General features: G+C 69.7%; 14 protein-coding genes. 2 read left to right on the top strand and 12 right to left on the bottom strand.

Annotation, left to right across the window (positions count from 1 at the left end; all coding sequences use genetic code 11):
• Positions 1–18: 18 nt before the first annotated feature.
• Genes BM43_RS21295 through glyQ form a run of 4 tightly spaced genes read right to left on the bottom strand, consistent with a single transcriptional unit; the run spans position 19 to position 4,574 of the window.
• On the bottom strand, positions 19–798 hold the full coding sequence (locus BM43_RS21295; protein ID WP_036033242.1) for a lysophospholipid acyltransferase family protein: 780 nt from the start codon (positions 796–798) through the stop codon (positions 19–21).
• Positions 799–846: 48 nt separating this feature from the next.
• Positions 847–1,410, bottom strand: coding sequence for a D-glycero-beta-D-manno-heptose 1,7-bisphosphate 7-phosphatase (gmhB, locus tag BM43_RS21290; protein WP_013699333.1), 564 nt, complete (start codon positions 1,408–1,410; stop codon positions 847–849).
• A 40-nt stretch (positions 1,411–1,450) separates the two neighbouring features.
• Positions 1,451–3,550: a glycine--tRNA ligase subunit beta gene (gene glyS, locus BM43_RS21285; RefSeq protein ID WP_025096891.1), complete on the bottom strand. Its 2,100-nt coding sequence runs from the start codon at positions 3,548–3,550 to the stop codon at positions 1,451–1,453.
• Between the two features lie 16 nt (positions 3,551–3,566).
• Positions 3,567–4,574, bottom strand: coding sequence for a glycine--tRNA ligase subunit alpha (gene glyQ, locus BM43_RS21280; RefSeq protein ID WP_017921059.1), 1,008 nt, complete (start codon positions 4,572–4,574; stop codon positions 3,567–3,569).
• 410 nt (positions 4,575–4,984) lie between these two features.
• Here glyQ and BM43_RS21275 point away from each other — a divergent pair, with 410 nt between their 5' ends.
• Positions 4,985–6,637 carry a tetratricopeptide repeat protein gene (locus BM43_RS21275; protein ID WP_036049246.1) on the top strand — a complete coding sequence of 551 codons (1,653 nt, stop codon included), beginning with the start codon at positions 4,985–4,987 and terminating at the stop codon, positions 6,635–6,637.
• Between the two features lie 132 nt (positions 6,638–6,769).
• Here BM43_RS21275 and lnt read toward each other — a convergent pair whose 3' ends face one another.
• The 6 genes from lnt to miaB all read right to left on the bottom strand — a co-directional run bounded on the left by lnt (position 6,770) and on the right by miaB (position 13,773).
• The gene (gene lnt, locus BM43_RS21270) at positions 6,770–8,389 is read right to left on the bottom strand and encodes an apolipoprotein N-acyltransferase (RefSeq protein WP_013699329.1); all 1,620 of its coding nucleotides are present in this window, start codon (positions 8,387–8,389) and stop codon (positions 6,770–6,772) included.
• 37 nt (positions 8,390–8,426) lie between these two features.
• The gene (locus tag BM43_RS21265) at positions 8,427–9,314 is read right to left on the bottom strand and encodes a CorC family transporter (RefSeq protein WP_036049247.1); all 888 of its coding nucleotides are present in this window, start codon (positions 9,312–9,314) and stop codon (positions 8,427–8,429) included.
• 224 nt (positions 9,315–9,538) lie between these two features.
• Complete coding sequence (locus BM43_RS21260; protein WP_013699327.1) at positions 9,539–10,171, bottom strand: gamma-glutamylcyclotransferase; 633 nt, start codon at positions 10,169–10,171, stop codon at positions 9,539–9,541.
• 69 nt (positions 10,172–10,240) lie between these two features.
• Complete coding sequence (gene ybeY / locus BM43_RS21255) at positions 10,241–11,050, bottom strand: rRNA maturation RNase YbeY (protein ID WP_036053001.1); 810 nt, start codon at positions 11,048–11,050, stop codon at positions 10,241–10,243.
• 250 nt (positions 11,051–11,300) lie between these two features.
• On the bottom strand, positions 11,301–12,365 hold the full coding sequence (locus BM43_RS21250; RefSeq protein ID WP_036049248.1) for a PhoH family protein: 1,065 nt from the start codon (positions 12,363–12,365) through the stop codon (positions 11,301–11,303).
• A 34-nt stretch (positions 12,366–12,399) separates the two neighbouring features.
• The gene (gene miaB, locus BM43_RS21245; RefSeq protein WP_036049250.1) at positions 12,400–13,773 is read right to left on the bottom strand and encodes a tRNA (N6-isopentenyl adenosine(37)-C2)-methylthiotransferase MiaB; all 1,374 of its coding nucleotides are present in this window, start codon (positions 13,771–13,773) and stop codon (positions 12,400–12,402) included.
• A 415-nt stretch (positions 13,774–14,188) separates the two neighbouring features.
• Between miaB and BM43_RS21240 the strand changes: the two genes are divergently transcribed.
• Positions 14,189–14,869, top strand: a complete 681-nt coding sequence (locus BM43_RS21240) for a helix-turn-helix domain-containing protein (RefSeq protein ID WP_036033254.1) — start codon at positions 14,189–14,191, stop codon at positions 14,867–14,869.
• A gap of 151 nt (positions 14,870–15,020) precedes the next feature.
• Here BM43_RS21240 and BM43_RS21235 read toward each other — a convergent pair whose 3' ends face one another.
• Together BM43_RS21235 and BM43_RS21230 are read right to left on the bottom strand one after the other, a co-directional pair.
• Positions 15,021–15,707, bottom strand: coding sequence for an HAD family hydrolase (locus BM43_RS21235; protein WP_036049252.1), 687 nt, complete (start codon positions 15,705–15,707; stop codon positions 15,021–15,023).
• A gap of 227 nt (positions 15,708–15,934) precedes the next feature.
• Positions 15,935–16,651: an MIP/aquaporin family protein gene (locus BM43_RS21230; protein WP_013699321.1), complete on the bottom strand. Its 717-nt coding sequence runs from the start codon at positions 16,649–16,651 to the stop codon at positions 15,935–15,937.
• Between the last annotated feature and the right edge of the window lie 70 nt (positions 16,652–16,721).

Below are 16,721 nucleotides of genomic sequence, written 5' to 3'. Positions count from 1 at the left end.
TATGAATGAAACCTTGGATCAGAGTCGTGCGGCGCCGGCCGATCGGGCGTTGCCGTTCGCGTCGCCGCTTTCGTGGCGGTAGGCATCCGGATCGATGCGGCGCATTTCCGTTTCGATCCACTGCTCGACGCGAAGGTTCAGCTGGTCCGGCGTGAGGCCGCGCGAATCGATCGGCTTGCCGATCGACACCGTGACTATACCCGGATACTTGTTGAACGAATTGCGCGGCCAGACGCGGCCGGCGTTATGGGCGATCGGCACCACCGGCACGCCGGTGCCCACCGCGAAGCGCGCGCCGCCCGTCTTGTACTTGCCCTGGCGCCCGGTCGGGGTGCGCGTGCCCTCGGGGAACATGATCACCCAGGCGCCGTCGGCGAGGCGGCTCTTGCCCTGGCGGATCACCGAGTCGAAGGCGTTCTTCCCTTCCTTGCGATTGATGTTGACCATGTGCAGCAGGCCCAGCGCCCAGCCGAAGAAGGGCACGTAGAGCAGCTCGCGCTTGAACACGTAGCAGAGCGGACGCGGCATCAGGGCCGGGAAGGCCAGTGTCTCCCAGGCCGACTGGTGCTTGGAGAGCAGCACGGCGGGGCCGTCGGGCAGGTTCTCCATGCCCTCGATGCGGTAGTCGATGCCGTTGAGCACGCGCACCACGGCGAGCGTCGAGCGGCACCAGCCGGCCGCCATCCAGTAGCGCGCATGCGGGCGCATGAACGGGAACGCGATGAAGCAGGCGGTCGCGTAGGGCACCGTGTAGAGCACGAAATAGACGAGTAGCAGCAGCGAACGGAGGAAAAGCATCGGCGTGGGCTCGGGCGTTGACGGAAGGCGCGCGCGGCGAGGGCGGCGTCAGTCCTGTGGCTGGGACAGAAAATCGAGCGCGAAGGCGCGCAGGTCGTCGTGCACGCGCGTGCCTTCGGGCAGCTTGCCGGCCGCGAGCGTCTTGCGGCCCTTGCCGGTGAGCACCAGGTGCGGGCGAAAGCCCACCGCGACGCCGGCCTGCAGGTCGCGCAGCGCGTCGCCGACGATCGGCGTCTGATCCGGCTCGATCTCGAAGCGCTGCGTGATCATGGTCATCATGCCCGGCTTCGGCTTGCGGCAATCGCAGTTGTCGCTGGCCGTGTGCGGGCAGTAGAACACCGCGTCGATGCGCGCGCCGACCGCGGCGGCCGCCTTGTGCATCTTCAGGTGCATGGCGTTGAGCGCGGCCATGTCGAACAGGCCGCGCCCGATCCCCGACTGGTTGGTTGCGACCACCACGCGGTAGCCCGCGTGGTTGAGCCGCGCGATCGCCTCGAGGCTGCCGGGCAGCGCGATCCATTCGTCGGGCGTCTTGATGAAGGCGTCCGAATCGACGTTGATGACGCCGTCCCGATCGAGGACGACGAGCTTGCGGTTGGCACCCGTCGGCATGACGTATCTCCTGGCAGCGCGTGGCGTGACGATGGGCCGCTCAGGCGGCCAGCTTCGAGATGTCGGCGACGCAGTTCATCTGCTGGTGCAGCGCCGACAGCAAGGCGAGCCGGTTGGCACGCAGCGCCGGATCCTCGGCATTGACCATCACGTCGTTGAAGAAGGTGTCGACCGGCGCGCGCAGCGCGGCCAGCGCCGACAGCGCGCCGGTGTAGTCGCGCGCGGCGAGCTGCGACTGCACGCGCGGCGCGACCTCGGCCAGCTGCGCGGCCAGCGCCTGCTCGGCCGGCTCGGCCAGCAGCGCCGGCTGGATCGCGCCGGGCGCGGCGCCTTCCGACTTCTTCAGGATGTTCGAGATCCGCTTGTTGGCGGCCGCCAGCGCCTCGGCCTCGGCCAGGCGTGTGAACTCGCGCACCGCGTCCAGGCGCGCGATCAGCTCGTCGATGCGGGTCGGCTCGAGGCCCAGCACCGCGTCGATCTCGCCGGCGCTGTAGCCGCGCTCGCGCAGCAGGCCGCGCAGTCGATCGAGGAAGAAGGCGAAGATCGCGTCGGTCGAATCGGCCACCCCGGCGATGCCGGCGAAGCTCGCCTGGGCGGCGCGCAGCAGCTCGACGATATCGAGCGGCAGTTGCTTCTCGAGCAGCAGGCGCAGCACGCCCAGCGCGTGACGGCGCAGCGCGAACGGGTCCTTTTCGCCGGTCGGCGCGAGGCCGATGCCCCAGATGCCGACCAGGGTCTCGAGCTTGTCGGCCAGCGCCACCGCGGTGCTGACGGCGGCCTCGGGCAGCGTGTCGCCCGAGAAGCGCGGCTGGTAGTGCTCGGTGCAGGCAACGGCCACCTCTTCCGGCTCGCCGTCGTGGCGCGCGTAGTAGGTGCCCATGGTGCCCTGCAGCTCGGGGAACTCGCCGACCATGTCGGTCAGCAGGTCGGCCTTGGCCAGGCGCGCGGCGCGTTGCGCCAGCGCCGGGTCGGCGCCGATCGCCGGCGCGATGCCGGCCGCGATCGCCTCGATGCGCTCGACGCGCGCGAGCTGCGAGCCCAGCTTGTTGTGATAGACCACGTTGGCCAGGCGCGGCACGCGATCGGCCAGGCGCGTCTTCTTGTCGGTCTCGAAGAAGAACTTGGCATCGGCCAGGCGCGGGCGCACCACGCGCTCGTTGCCCTCGACGATCTCCACCGGCGTGGCCGTCTCGATGTTCGAGACGATCAGGAAGCGCGAGCGCAGCTTGCCGGCCGCGTCGGTCAGCGCGAAGTACTTCTGGTTGGTCTGCATGGTCAGGATCAGGCATTCCTGCGGCACTTGCAGGAACTCGTCCTCGAAGCGGCAGGCATAGACCACCGGCCATTCGACCAGCGAGGCGACCTCGTCGAGCAGGGCCTCGGGCATCACAACCGTGTCGCCGCCGGCCTGCTCGGCCAGCGCGGTGCGGATCTGTTCCTTGCGGTCGACGAAGTGCGCGATCACGCGGCCGCGTTCGCGCAGCGTCTCGGCGTAGCCGGCGGCCGAGCCGATCGCGACCGCGCCGCTCGACAGGAAGCGGTGGCCGAGCGTGGTGTCGCCGGCATCGATGCCGAACGCGGAGACCGGCACCACGTCCGTGTCGTGCAGCACCGTGAGGCGATGCACCGGGCGCACGAACTGCACGTCGCTGCCGTCGGGGCGCTGGTAGGTCATCACCTTGGGAATCGGCAGTTTGTCGAGCGTTTCCTTGAGCGCGGCCTGCAGGCCGTCGGCGAGCGTGGCGCCCGGCGCCGAGTAGTTCAGGAAGAAGGCCTCGGCCTTGCCGTCCTGGGCGCGTTCGAGATCGGCGATGCCCAGCTCGGGGCGACCGAGCGCGGCCAGCTTCTTGGCCAGCGGCGGCGTCGGGTTGCCGTTCGCGTCGAGCGCGACCGACACCGGCAGCACTTTCTCGCGGACCTGGCGCTCCGGCGCGACGGCGCGCACGTTGAGGATCAGCACCGCCAGGCGGCGCGGCGTGGCGAAGCGTTCGAATACGGCTTCGCCGTCGATCAGGTCGCGCGCGGCGAGGCGCTGGGCCAGGCCTTCGGCGAAGGCGTCGCCGAGACGCGCGAGCGCCTTGGGCGGCAGTTCCTCGGTCAGCAGTTCGACCAGCAGGGGAGCGGTATGGGTGTGCGTCATGATGGGGGGAATCTCGTCAGTCCTGATCGATCTTGCGTTCGGCCTTGAGGGGCGGCACCCAGCCGGGCTGGGCCGCGTCCTGCGCGTCGGTGGTGAGGCCCGGCACGCCGCGCACCGGGTTGCCGATCATCGGGAAGCCGAGCGCCTCGCGCGATTCGTAGTAGGACTGCGCGACCAGGCGCGACAGCGCGCGAATCCGGCCGATGTAGGCCGCGCGCTCGGTGACCGAGATCGCGCCGCGCGCATCGAGCAGGTTGAAGGTGTGGCCAGCCTTCAGCACCAGTTCGTAGGCGGGCAGGGCGAGCTTCGCCTCGATCATGCGCTTCGCTTCCGACTCGTAGCTGTTGAAGAAGCCGAATAGCAGCTCGACGTTGGCGTGCTCGAAGTTGTAGGTCGACTGCTCGACCTCGTTCTGGTGGTAGACGTCGCCGTAGCTGAGGCGGCGGATCTCCGGGCCGTTCGGGCCCAGTTCCTCCCATTCGGTCCAGACCAGGTCGTAGACGTTCTCGACCTTCTGCAGGTACATCGCCAGCCGTTCCAGCCCGTAGGTGATCTCGCCCAGCACCGGCTTGCAGTCCAGGCCGCCGGCCTGCTGGAAGTAGGTGAACTGGGTGACTTCCATGCCGTTGAGCCAGACTTCCCAGCCCAGGCCCCAGGCGCCCAGCGTCGGGTTTTCCCAATCGTCCTCGACGAAGCGCACGTCGTTCTGCTTGAGGTCGAAGCCGAGTGCTTCCAGCGAGCCGAGGTACAGGTCGAGGATGTTCTCCGGCGCCGGCTTCATCACCACCTGGTACTGGTAGTAGTGCTGCAGGCGGTTCGGGTTCTCGCCGTAGCGGCCGTCCTTCGGGCGGCGCGAGGGCTGCACGTAGGCCGCGCGCCACGGCTCGGGGCCGATCGCGCGCAGGAAGGTGTGGACGTGCGAGGTGCCTGCGCCGACTTCCATGTCGATCGGCTGGAGCAGGGCACAGCCCTGCTTGTCCCAGTAGGACTGGAGCGTCAGGATGATTTGCTGAAACGTGAGCATGAGGGGCCTTCGTGGGCGCTGCGGGCTGCGAATCGGGCGCCGGCGCGAGCGGGCTCGACCGGCGCGCCAGTCCGGCGCGCGGCTTGGCTGGGCGTAAAACGCGTAATTTTACCGGATCGGCGCGACACTGCGGCCGGAACGCCCGCGCGCGGCGGCGGGCGCGCCGATTGCGGGCCGGCGGCGGTGGATTCGATGGCGCGTTCGACGCGTCGCGCGCCGGATTCGCGGTGGCGTCGAGAGGCAGCGGCCGCGCGCCCGGGAGAGGGCGCCGCTCTTCGTCGTGGCCTGTATCGAGCGCCGCATGCGCGGTACCTGCCACGCCCGCACGTACCGCCCGCGCGGCGTGCGAATCGCGAGGCGCACGGTAAGATGCCGCATCCGCCCAGCCGACCCACGGACCGCCGCCGCTCATGTTCAGAACGCCCGTCGACCCGCAGTTCCCCTTCTACCCGCCGCTGCTCGAATTCCTGCGCGAGGCCGTCGCCGCCGGCGAGGCCGGCCGCGCCGAGGCGCGCGCGACATGGCTCGACGCGGCCTCGCGGCTGCATTCGCTCGACTACGAGGCGCTCGCGCGGCTCACCGTGACCCTGCTCGAACACCAGCGCTACGGCGACGCGGCTGAATTCGCGAGCTGCCTGTGGCGCGTCGAGCCCGAGGTGGCCGCGCTCGCCTTCAACTGCGGTTACGCGTTGCAGATGGGCGGCCGCCATGCCGAGGCGATCGCGCCGTACCGGCGCGCGCTGGAACTCGCGCCCGATTGGCCCTCGCTGCGCAACAACCTGGCGATCGCGGTGCGGATCTCGGGCGGCGACCCGGCCGAGGAACTGGCGCTGCTGGAGCAGGCCGTCGCCGCCAACGCGCGCGACGAGCAGGCCTGGATCAACCTGGTGGTCGCCTACCGGGCCCGCTACGATCTGGCGCGCTCGATCGCGGCGGCCGAGCGCGCGCTGGCGCTGGCCCCCGACAGCGCGCTGGCGCAGAACAATGCCTCCTGCGCCTACAAGGAGGCGCAGCGCTGGGACGAGGCCGAGCGCTGCGCGCGCCGCGCGCTGGCGCTGTCGCCCGACGACGCCTCGTTCCGTTTCAACCTGGCCATCATCGAACTCGCGCGCGGCAACTTCGCCGACGGCTGGCTGGGCCACGAGGCGCGCTGGCAGGGCTCGAGCGAGCTGCGCGGCGGCCATCCCGCGCTGAACGCGCCGCGCTGGCGCGGCGAGCCGCTGGCCGGCAAGACCTTGCTGGTGTGGGGCGAGCAGGGCATGGGCGACCTGCTGCAGTTTTGCCGCGCGATTCCGCTGCTGGCCGAGCACGTGCACCGCGAGGGCGGCCGGCTGGCCTGGAATTCCTTCCCGCAAATGGGTGAGCTGCTGTCGCGCAGCCTCGGCGCGCATGTCGATCTCTATTCGAGCGACGTCTCGCTCGATCGCCTGCCCGCCGCCGACTACCAACTGCCGATCGGCAGCGTGCCCTGGCAGCTCGGCCTGCCCGACGCGGCCAGCGGCGCGAGCGTGCCCTACCTGCGTGCCGACACGGCCGCGTGCGACGCCTGGCGTGCGCGCTTCGCGGCCGAGGCGCGGCCCGGCGAGCGCCTGCGGGTCGGGCTGGCCTGGACCGGCAGCGCCGGCCATCAGCGCAATCCGTTCCGGCGCGTGGGCCTCGATCGCTACACGGCGGCCTTCGCCGGCATCGAGGGCGTGAGCTTCCATTCGCTGCAGCCCGGGCTCGGTGCCGAGGTCGAGGCCGCGCGCGCCGCCGGCCTGCCGATCGTCGATCATTCGGCCGAATGGCGCAGCTTCGACGACACCGCCGCCTATCTGGGCGCGCTGGACCTGGTGATCACGGTCTGCACCTCGATCGCCCATCTGAGCGGCGCGCTGGGCCAGGCGAGCTGGGTGCTGCTCGACGTCAATCCGCATTGGGTCTGGCAGCACGAGCGCCGCGACAGCCCGCTCTATCCCTCGGCGACGCTGTACCGGCAAGCGGCCTTCATGCAATGGACGCCGGTGCTCGAGGCGGTCGCGCGGGACCTGCGTGCGCTGGCTGGCGCGGACGGCGCCTGGTAAGGCGCGCTACGCGCGCCGGGGCGGGAAGGGAAACGAGGGGAGGCGAGACGGCCGCAGGATCAGGGCCGATCGGCAACCCGGCGTCAGGAAGCGAACCGGCGCCGCGCGAGCGGCGGCGATTCAATCCCGCGATCAGCCGCGCCGGCGCAGGCGCGGGCCGGCCAGCAGCGCGAAGCCGAGCAGCACCAGGGCGAGCGCGAGCACGATCGCATTGCCGCTGGCGACGAAGGGCGTGATGCCCTGGGTGCCCTCGACGGTCACGTCGAGCGAGCCCAGCGTGAAGGGCTTGAGACGCCCGATCACGCGGCCGTGCGCGTCGATCGCGGCGGTCATGCCGGTATTGGTGGCGCGCAGCATCGGCCGGCCGGTTTCGAGCGAGCGCATGCGCGCGATCTGCAGATGCTGGTCGAGCGCGATGGTGTCGCCGAACCAGGCGAGGTTGGTGACATTGACCAGGATGCCCGGCGAGGGCGCGTTGTCGCGCACCGTGGCGGCGATCTCCTCGCCGAAGATGTCCTCGTAGCAGATGTCGGCCATCACCGGCTGGTTGTGCACCAGGAACGGTGCCTGCACCGGCGCGCCGCGCGCGAAGTCGCCCAGCGGCATCTTCATCAGCCGGACGAACCAGTGGAAGCCCCAGGGGATGAACTCGCCGAAGGGCACCAGGTGGTGCTTGTCGTAGTGATAGATGTCGGTCGAGCCCGGCGTCACGCCATACAGGCTGTTGGTGTAGTCGGTCAGGCTGCCGTCGGGCAGCACCTTGTCGCCCACCGCGCCGAACAGCACCGAGGTACCGGTCTTGTCGACGAAGCTGCGCACCGCCTTGGCGAAGGGTAGCGGAATGTCCTGGATCATCACCGCGATCGCCGTCTCGGGCGTGACCACCAGGTCGGCCGGCTTCTCGGTGATCATCGTCGTGTACATCTTGATCGCCGCGTCGATGCCGGCCTGCTCGAACTTGACGTCCTGCTTGACGTTGCCCTGCAGCAGGCGCACCCGCAGCGGCTGGTTCTCGGGCTGGGTCCAGGGCACCAGCGGCAGCAGCAGGCCGGCGGCCACCAGCGCGGCGGCCAGCGTGGCCGGCGCGAGCGCGCCGCCACGTCCTTCACGGGCACGCACCACCGCATTGACCACCAGCGCCGCGAACAGCGCCAGCACCCAGCCGATCCCATAGACACCGACGAGTGGCGCATAGCCGGCGAACGGCCCGTCCACCTGCGGATAACCGCTGGCCAGCCACGGGAAGCCGGTAAACACCGTGCCGCGCGCCCATTCGCCGATCGCCCAGGCGCTCGCGAACGCCAAGGCGCCGTGCCAGCTCGGCGCGAACGCGCGCCCGGCGCGCTTGCCCGAAGCCAGCGCCCAGGCCAGCGCGGACAGCGCCGGATAAACCGCCAGGTACAGGCAGAACAGCACCAGCGCGCCCCCCGCGATCCAGGCGGCCATCTCGCCATACACGTGCATGCTGATGTACAGCCACCAGATACCGGACAGGAAATTGCCGAAGCCGAAGGCGGCGCCGGTCAGCGTGGCCTGCCAGCGCGTGCCGCAGCGCGCGAGCTGGGCGAAGAACCAGACGAACACCAGCAACTGGAGCCAGCCGCCGTGTGGAGTGGGGGCGAAGCTGAGGGTATTGGCCGCGCCGGCGAGCAGCGCGGCGGGGAAATGCCAGCCGGGCAGCGCGCGGCCGCCGGAGCCGCCCGAGGCGAAGGTGGCGCCGCGCCGCGCGCGGGTCGGGAACGATTCGGCCATGTGGTCGAAGGGTGGAGCGTTGAGGGAGGCCGGACGATCAGTCGTCGCCGGTCGATTCGCCGCGGCGGCCGGCGAGCGGGTCGCGGCGCACCAGCAGCACGTGGATCTGACGCGCGTCGCCGCGCTGGATCTCGAAGATCAGCTTGCCCAGCCGCAGCTTCTCGCCGCGATGCGGGACCCGGCCGAAATGGTGGGTGATCAGCCCGCCGATGGTATCGACCTCGTCGTCGGGGAAATCGGTGCCGAACGTCTCGTTGAACTGGGTGATCTCGGTGAGCGCGCGCACGCGGTAGCGGCCGTCCGGCGCCGAGATGATATTGCCGGCTTCCTCGTCGAAGTCGTATTCGTCCTCGATGTCGCCGACGATCTGCTCCAGCACGTCCTCGATGGTGATCAGGCCGGCCACGCCGCCGTATTCGTCCACCACGATCGCGAGGTGGTTGCGGTTCACGCGGAAGTCGTGCAGCAGCACGTTCAGGCGCTTCGACTCCGGGATGAACACGGCCGGGCGCAGCATGCCGCGCACATCGAATTCCTCTTCGGCGTAGAAGCGCAGCAGGTCCTTCGCGAGCAGCACGCCGATCACGTTGTCGCGGTTCTCTTCGTAGACGGGGTAGCGCGAGTGGGCCTTCTCGAGCACGAAGGGGATGAAATCCTCGGGCTTGTCGGCGATGTTGATCGCGTCCATCTGGGCGCGGGGCACCATGATGTCGCGCGCGCAGAGGTCGGAAACCTGGAACACGCCCTCGATCATCGAGAGCGAATCGGCGTCGATCAGGTTGCGCTCGTGCGCGTCTTGCAGGATTTCGAGCAGTTCGCCGCGCGATTCGGGCTCGGGCGAGATGAAGTCGGTCAGGCGTTCGAGCAGCGAGCGCTTTTCGGGAGGTTTGTCGGTGGACTTTCGACTGGGATACGAATCGTTCATGGTGGTGCGCCCGGCAGGTGCGCAGGCGCGTTGTCACGGAGTTGGGAAGGATACACCAAGGGCGTGGCGCTGCCGTGTCGGCCGGATGGCGGACGCGGCGGCCTGCCCGGCGGCGCTGGGCCCATCCTAACCCGGAATCGGCGCGGGCCCAAGGCGGGCCAAAAATCGCGCTTCGCGGGCGCCGCGAACGAAATGAACGGCGCGGGCGGCTCGGCCGGTCGGGTTCAGGCGCAGCGCGCCAGCAGCGCTTCCAGCGCGCGATCGGGGATCCCGCTCTCGCGCAGCGCGGCGACGGTGCGCGTCACGTAGTCGAGGGTGGTGCCGTAGCGGCCCTCGGCGGAGCCGAACACGGCGCGGAACACCTCGTCGGACAGCTTGCCGGTATAGGTGGGCGCCTCGCGGCGCATCACGAAGGCCAGCGCCCGCACGCGCTGGCCGGTGCTCAGCGTGCAGGGCAGCCAGGCGGGCCGGTACGAACCCATCGGCATCTCGCGCTTCCAGAGCGTTTCGAGATGCGGCATCGCGCTGGAGCCGGCGATCCGGAACGCCACGCCGCTGCAGGAGCCGCCGCGATCGAGCGCCAGCACCAGGCCCGGCCGTTCCGGCGTGCCGCGGTTCACGCGCGACCACAGGTAGAGCCCGCGATGGTAGCCGTGCACGCGGCCATGCACCTTCTCGACGGTCGGCAGCCCCGGGTTCCAGATCAGCGAGCCATAACCGAACAGCCAGAGATCGGCGCGGCGATCCCAGTCGGCGAGGCTCGCGTCCAGCGAGCTGGCGAGTTCGTCCTCGCTGAGCAGCCGGCCGCTGCCGATCGGGGGCGGGTAGGCGTTGGAGGCGGGAATCGGGGTGCTCACGGAATCCTGGCGGCCGCAGGCGGCTCGGGTTGATCGGGGAAGGAACGGATGACGCGACGGACCCGGGCCTTACAGATAGGGGTTCGGGAAACCGAGCTTGGCGAGGATGTCGATCTCGAGCGCCTCCATCTCGGCGGCGTCTTCCTCGCCGCGCTCGTGATCATACCCCTGCGCGTGCAGCGCGCCGTGCACCAGCAGGTGCGCGTAGTGGGCCACCAGCGACTTGTCCTGCTCGCCGGCCTCCTTCTCGACCACCGGGCAGCACAGCACGAGATCGCCGATGGTGGTGCCGTCGGGCGCCTGGTCGTAGGCGAAGGTCAGCACGTTGGTGGGGTAGTCCTTCTTGCGATAGCCGCCGTTCAGCTCGCGGCCTTCCTTCTCGCCGACGAAGCGCACCGTCAGTTGCGCATCGGAGAACAGCGCGGTGGACAGCCATTCGGCGATCAGCTTGGGCTTGGGCAGCTTCTTGCGCTGCGAGGCGGCGATCTCGTCGCCGTATTGCACCACTAGCTCGAGCTCGGGCTCGCCGGCGGGCTCCGCGTCGGAGCCGGCGGCCGGCTCGGCGGCCGGCGCGGTGCCGACCTCGGGCGAGGGCTCGGCGCCGACCGACAGCGTCAGGCTGTCGTAGTGCTCCGGGCGCAGGGTCAGGGTGACGCGCTGGCCGGCATCGGCATGCTGCGCGACGATCGCGATCGAGGCTTCGCCCGAGGCGCCCGACAGGTCGAACATCAGCGCGCGGCCATCGGGAAAATCGATGCGCAGGCCTTGCGTCTCGACCGACTTGACCTTGCCGCGGGCGTCGAACAGCGATACGCGCGGCGCGCCCGGGGCGGCGGCCTGGTCAGGCTTGCGGGACTTGTGGGAGCGGGAGGATTTCATGTTGGCGGCGTGGAACGGAATCGCCTGAGCATACACCAAACGGCCAGCCGTTTCGTCCGCCGGAAACGCCTTGCGCGGCGACTGGCGCGGCCCTCGCGCGCCGCCTCGGCGGCCCGGCCCGGCGGGCCTCGGCGCCGATCAGGCGGGGCTCGCCGAGGGGCGCTGGGGTGACGAAATGCGACGGCCTGCCGCGCGGCAGGCCGTCTCCAGATGCGGGCCCGGCGCGGCCTTGCCCGGCCGCGCCGCTCGCTCAGTCGTCCTTGTGCTGGGCGTGGAAGTCGTCGTAGGCCTCGACGATCCGCGCGACCAGCGGATGCCGCACCACGTCGGCGCTGGTGAAGCGCGTGAGCGCGATGCCGCGCACCTGGCCGAGCACCTGCTGTGCCTCGATCAGCCCGCTCTTGTGGCCGCGCGGCAGGTCGACCTGGGTGGTGTCGCCGGTGACCACGGCCTTCGAGCCGAAGCCGATCCTGGTCAGGAACATCTTCATCTGCTCGGGCGTGGTGTTCTGCGCCTCGTCGAGGATGATGAAGGCGTGGTTCAGGGTGCGGCCGCGCATGTAGGCGAGCGGCGCGATCTCGATCATCTGGCGCTCGAACATCTTGGCGGTCTTGTCGAAGCCGAGCAGGTCGTAGAGCGCGTCGTAGAGCGGGCGCAGGTAGGGGTCCACCTTCTGCGACAGGTCGCCCGGCAGGAAGCCGAGCCGCTCGCCGGCTTCCACGGCCGGGCGCGTCAGCACGATGCGCTTGACCTGGTCGCGCTCCAGCGCGTCCACCGCGCAGGCCACCGCCAGGTAGGTCTTGCCGGTGCCGGCAGGCCCGATGCCGAAGGTCACGTCGTGCGAGAGGATCTGCTTGAGGTACTCGCGCTGCGCCGGGGTGCGCCCGCGCAGGTCCGAGCGGCGCGTGTAGAGCTTGGGCGCCGGCTCCTCGTCGAGTGCCGCGCCGGCCTCGCCCTCGGCCGCGCTCGGCTGGTCGAAGGGATGGTCGGGGTCGCCGCGAAAGCGCACGTCGAGCGTCGGCTCGGCCGATGCGCCCCGCGCGCCGTTGCCGAGCTGGCGCGTCTCGACCAGGGCAAGCTGGATGTCGTCGAGCGAGAGCGGATCGCGCGCGCGGTTGTAGAAGTTCTCCAGCGCGGCCAGCGCGAGCTTGGCGCCGCGGCCGCGGATCGCGATCCGGTGGCCGCGGCGCTGCAGCGTCACGTCGAGCGCCTGCTCGATCTGCCGCAGGTTCTCGTCCAGCGGTCCGCAGAGATTGGCGAGGCGCGCGTTGTCGTCGCGCGGCGCGGTGAATTCCAGGGCTTGGGTGGCTTTCAAGGTGGCGTGGGCTTCCTGCGCTGGGCGCTCGGTGTCAGTGGGTGGCGGTGCTGGCTTCGTCGTGCGCGAGCACCAGCTCGCCGCGCAGCGAATGCGGGTAGGCATGGTTGATCCGCACGTCGATCATCTGGCCGATCAGGCGCGCATGCGAGGCGAGCGGTGCCGGGAAGTTGACCACGCGGTTGTTCTCGGTGCGTCCTGCCAGCTCGTTCGGATCCTTGCGCGACGGGCCTTCCACCAGGATCCGCTCGATCCGGCCGACCATCGACGCGCTGATGCGCGCGACATTCTCCTCGATGGTGGCCTGCAGATGTTGCAGGCGTTTGAGCTTGACCTCGCGCGGCGTGTCGTCGTGCAGGCTGGCCGCCGGCGTGCCGGGGCGCGGGCTGTAGATGAACGAGAAGCTGGTGTCGTAGCTCATCTCGTGCACCAGTTGCATGGTCTTGTCGAAATCGGCCTCGGTCTCGCCGGGGAAGCCGATGATGATGTCGGTCGACAGCGACAGATCGGGGCGGATCGCGCGCAGCTTGCGGATCAGCGACTTGTACTCGAGCACCGTGTAGCCGCGCTTCATGGCCATTAGGATGCGGTCCGAGCCGTGCTGGACCGGCAGGTGCAGGTGGTTCACCAGCTTGGGTACGCGCGCGTAGACGTCGAGCAGGCGCTGGGTGAATTCCTTCGGATGCGAGGTGGTGTAGCGGATCCGCTCGATGCCGGGCAGCTCGGCCACGTATTCGATCAGGGTGGCGAAGTCGGCGATTTCCTCCGAGCCCTGGGTCAGCGCGCCGCGATAGGCGTTGACGTTCTGGCCCAGCAGGGTCACCTCGCGCACGCCCTGGTCGGCGAGGCCCGCGATCTCGGTGAGCACGTCGTCGAGCGGGCGCGAGACCTCGTCGCCGCGCGTGTAGGGCACCACGCAGTAGCTGCAGTACTTGCTGCAGCCTTCCATGATCGACACGAAGGCGCTCGGGCCCTCGACGCGCGCCGGCGGCAGGTGGTCGAACTTCTCGATCTCGGGGAAGCTGATGTCGACCTGCGAGCGGCCGCTGGCGCGGCGCGCGTCGATCATCTGCGGCAGGCGGTGCAGCGTCTGCGGGCCGAACACCACGTCCACGTAGGGCGCGCGCGCGACGATCGCCGCGCCTTCCTGGCTCGCCACGCAACCGCCCACGCCGACGATCAGGTTCGGATTCGCTTCCTTCAGTTCGCGCACCCGGCCGAGATCGGAGAACACCTTCTCCTGCGCCTTCTCGCGCACCGAGCAGGTATTGAACAGGATCACGTCCGCGTCCTCGGGCCGGTCCGTCTTCACGAGGCCTTCGGAGGCATTGAGCACGTCCACCATCTTGTCCGAGTCGTACTCGTTCATCTGGCAGCCGAAGGTCTTGATGTAGATTTTTTTCGTCATCTGGGTTCGCCGTTCGCAGTGGTTGACCTGGGGGCGTCATTGCGGGTGAATCGGGACGGTCGGCCCGGGGCGCGTCGCGCCTTGCATCGCCGGCGCTTGGCCGGCATGCGGCAGCGGGGCGGGATGGGGACCGTCGGGGAAAGCTTTCCATTATAGCTTTTCGAATTCCGGATCGCCGGCGGCGGCGAGCCGGCTCGCGCCTGGCGGTTGCGCCGTCGCGACATGGGAAAGCTTCGGATTCGACCCTTTGACGACACGGCGGTTCGCGGCGCGGCGCTGTCATGAAGATCGCTGAAGATTCCTCTGCGATGCTGATAACAGTGTGAAGATAACTTCGTTTGCCGCCCCGGACCCCGATGCTAGTCTTGCCTGCAATCGAGTTCGCTGCGCGCATCCGGCGCGCTGGAGGCTACCCATGCACACATCCCTCGCGCTGGTGCGCGACCGCGAAGCCGCGGATTCCGCCGCCGCCGCCGTCGCGGCGTTGGCCGCGGCGCCGCACGAATCCTTCGACGCGCTGGAGCGTCTGGTCGGCGTCAACCTGGCCCGGCTGCGCGCCGAGCGCCAGCTCTCGCTGGACGCGCTGGCGCGCCTGTCCGGCGTATCGCGCGCGATGCTCGCGCAGATCGAATCGGCGCGCAGCGTGCCTTCGATCAAGGTGCTCTGCAAGGTCGCGGCGGCGCTGAAGGTCTCGGTGGCCGCCTTCCTGCGGCGCCACGCGGTGCTCGGCTTCGAGCACCTGCCGGCTGAGCGCGCGGTGCGCGTGGTGGCCTCCAACGGCCGCTTCTCGTCGCGCGCGCTGTATCCGGAAGGCGAGCCCGCCACGGCCGAGTTCCACGAGTTGCGCGTCGCGCCGCTGCATACCGAAACCGGCGTGCGCCGCGCGCCGGGCACCACCATCAACCTGGTGGTCAGCGAAGGCACGCTCGAGCTGTCGGTGCACGACCGTCGCCAATTGCTGGCGACCGGCGACGCGATCGTGTTCGATGCCGACCAGCCCTACACGCTGCGCAATCCCGGCGATTCGGAAGCGCGCGCGTTCCGCGTGACCGTCAACGCCGAGGTGCCGCCGCGCTGGGACCTGCCGACGCAGTGAGCGGCTTCGGCCGTCGAGCCGCGACGAGCGGTTGCACGCGCAACCATCGGCGCTCGCCGGCTACCTGGGCCTGCCAACGAAAACGGCGCGATACGACAGCTGATTCCTGTCGTATCGCGCCGTTTTGCATTCCGGCCGATAGGTATCGCGCCTAGGACTGCACGTCGCCGAATTCGCCGCGCATGCCGGCCGCGACCAGCGCCGGCAGCTCCCGCATCGAGCGCAGGATGCGCGTGACGCCCATCTTGCGCAGCACGCCTTCGTAACCGTCGGGGATATGGCTCGCGCCGACGAAGGCGATCGTCTTCATGCCGGCCGCGCGCGCGGCGGTCAACCCAGAGACGCTGTCCTCCACCACCAGGCAGCGCGAGGGCTCGACGCCGAGCGCGCGCGCCGCGTGCAGGTAGACATCGGGATAGGGCTTGGGCCGCGCGACCTGCTCGGCGCAATACACGCGCTCGCCGAACACTTCGCTCAGCGCGGCGCGCTTGAGCGAATTGCGCACGCGTTCGCCGCGCGCGTTCGAGACCACCGCCGCCGGCAGCGGCACCTGCAGCAGCGCCTCGCGCACGCCGGTGATCGGCGCGAGCGCGCGTGCCAGCTCGGCCTCGACGGCGTGATCGACGGTGGCGACGAAATTCTCGGGCAGGGTGATGCCGTGCCGGGCCTCGAGTGAGGCGAGGAACAGGGAGGTGAGCTGGCCGAAGGCGGCCGCCGCGTCGGCGGCGAAGTCGATCGACGGGAACGCGGCGCCGAGCACCTGCAGCAGCACGCGGTCGGCAATCACTTCGCTGTCGACGAGCACGCCGTCGCAGTCGCAGATCAGGTGGTCGAGCATGGAAATCGGCACGAAGCCTACGCTAGGGTGACGACTCGCCATCATACGTGCTTTCGAATCGCCGGCAGGACGTCAGGCGCGATTCATCACGCCGTCGACTTTTTGTTATGGGATTGTTGCGCCGGACGAGTCAGCGGCTCGCATCGCGAGGCGTGGAAACCGGCTCGCGATCGATGCCCGAGGCGATGACGGAGCACGCGAGCCGCGCGCTCCGTCATGCCCTGGCCTCAATGCGCCTGGTGCAGGAACAGGTACAGCCAGGCCGCCGCGGCGCCCCCCGCCAGCGGCCCCAGCACGGGGATCCAGGCATAGCGCCAGTCGCTGTCGCGCTTGCCCGGGATCGGCAGCAGCGCGTGCATGATGCGCGGCGACAGATCGCGCGCCGGGCTCATCGCGTAACCGGTCGGCCCGCCCAGCGAGATGCCGATGCCGAGCACCAGCAGCCCCACCGGCAGCGCGTCGAGCGCGCCGAGCCCGACCTGCGGCGCGGCCAGGTAGAGCACGCCGAGGATCAGCACGAAGGTGCAGATCGCCTCGGTCAACACGTTGTGCGTGACGCTGCGGATCGCGGGCGCGGTGCAGAACACGGCGAGCTTGAGATCGGGGTCGACCTCCTTGGCGAAATGCTGTCGATAGGCGAGCCAGACCAGCAGTGCGCCGGCCATGCCGCCCAGCATCTGCGCGGCGATGTAGCCGCCCACCTTGGCCCAGGCGAACTTGCCCGCCAGCGCGAGGCTGATGGTGACGATCGGGTTGAGGTGCGCGCCGCTGAACTTCGCGGTGACGTAGACGGCCACGAACACGGCCATCGCCCAGCCCATCACGATCACGATCAGGTCCGCGCCGCGGCCCTTGGTTTTCGCGAGGAGCACGTTGGCGACCGCGCCGTTGCCGAGCAGCACGAGGATGGCCGTGCCGATGAACTCCGCAATATAAGGTGACATTTTGGGTGTCTCTCTACCAGTGCGGCGGACTCGCGCGATGCACGGTCCGCCTGCTCGTTATGAATAGGGT

Source organism: Burkholderia gladioli, assembly GCF_000959725.1.
GTDB lineage: Bacteria > Pseudomonadota > Gammaproteobacteria > Burkholderiales > Burkholderiaceae > Burkholderia > Burkholderia gladioli.
Note: the sequence above shows the minus strand (reverse complement) of the source record. Positions and strands in the feature narration are given on the sequence as shown.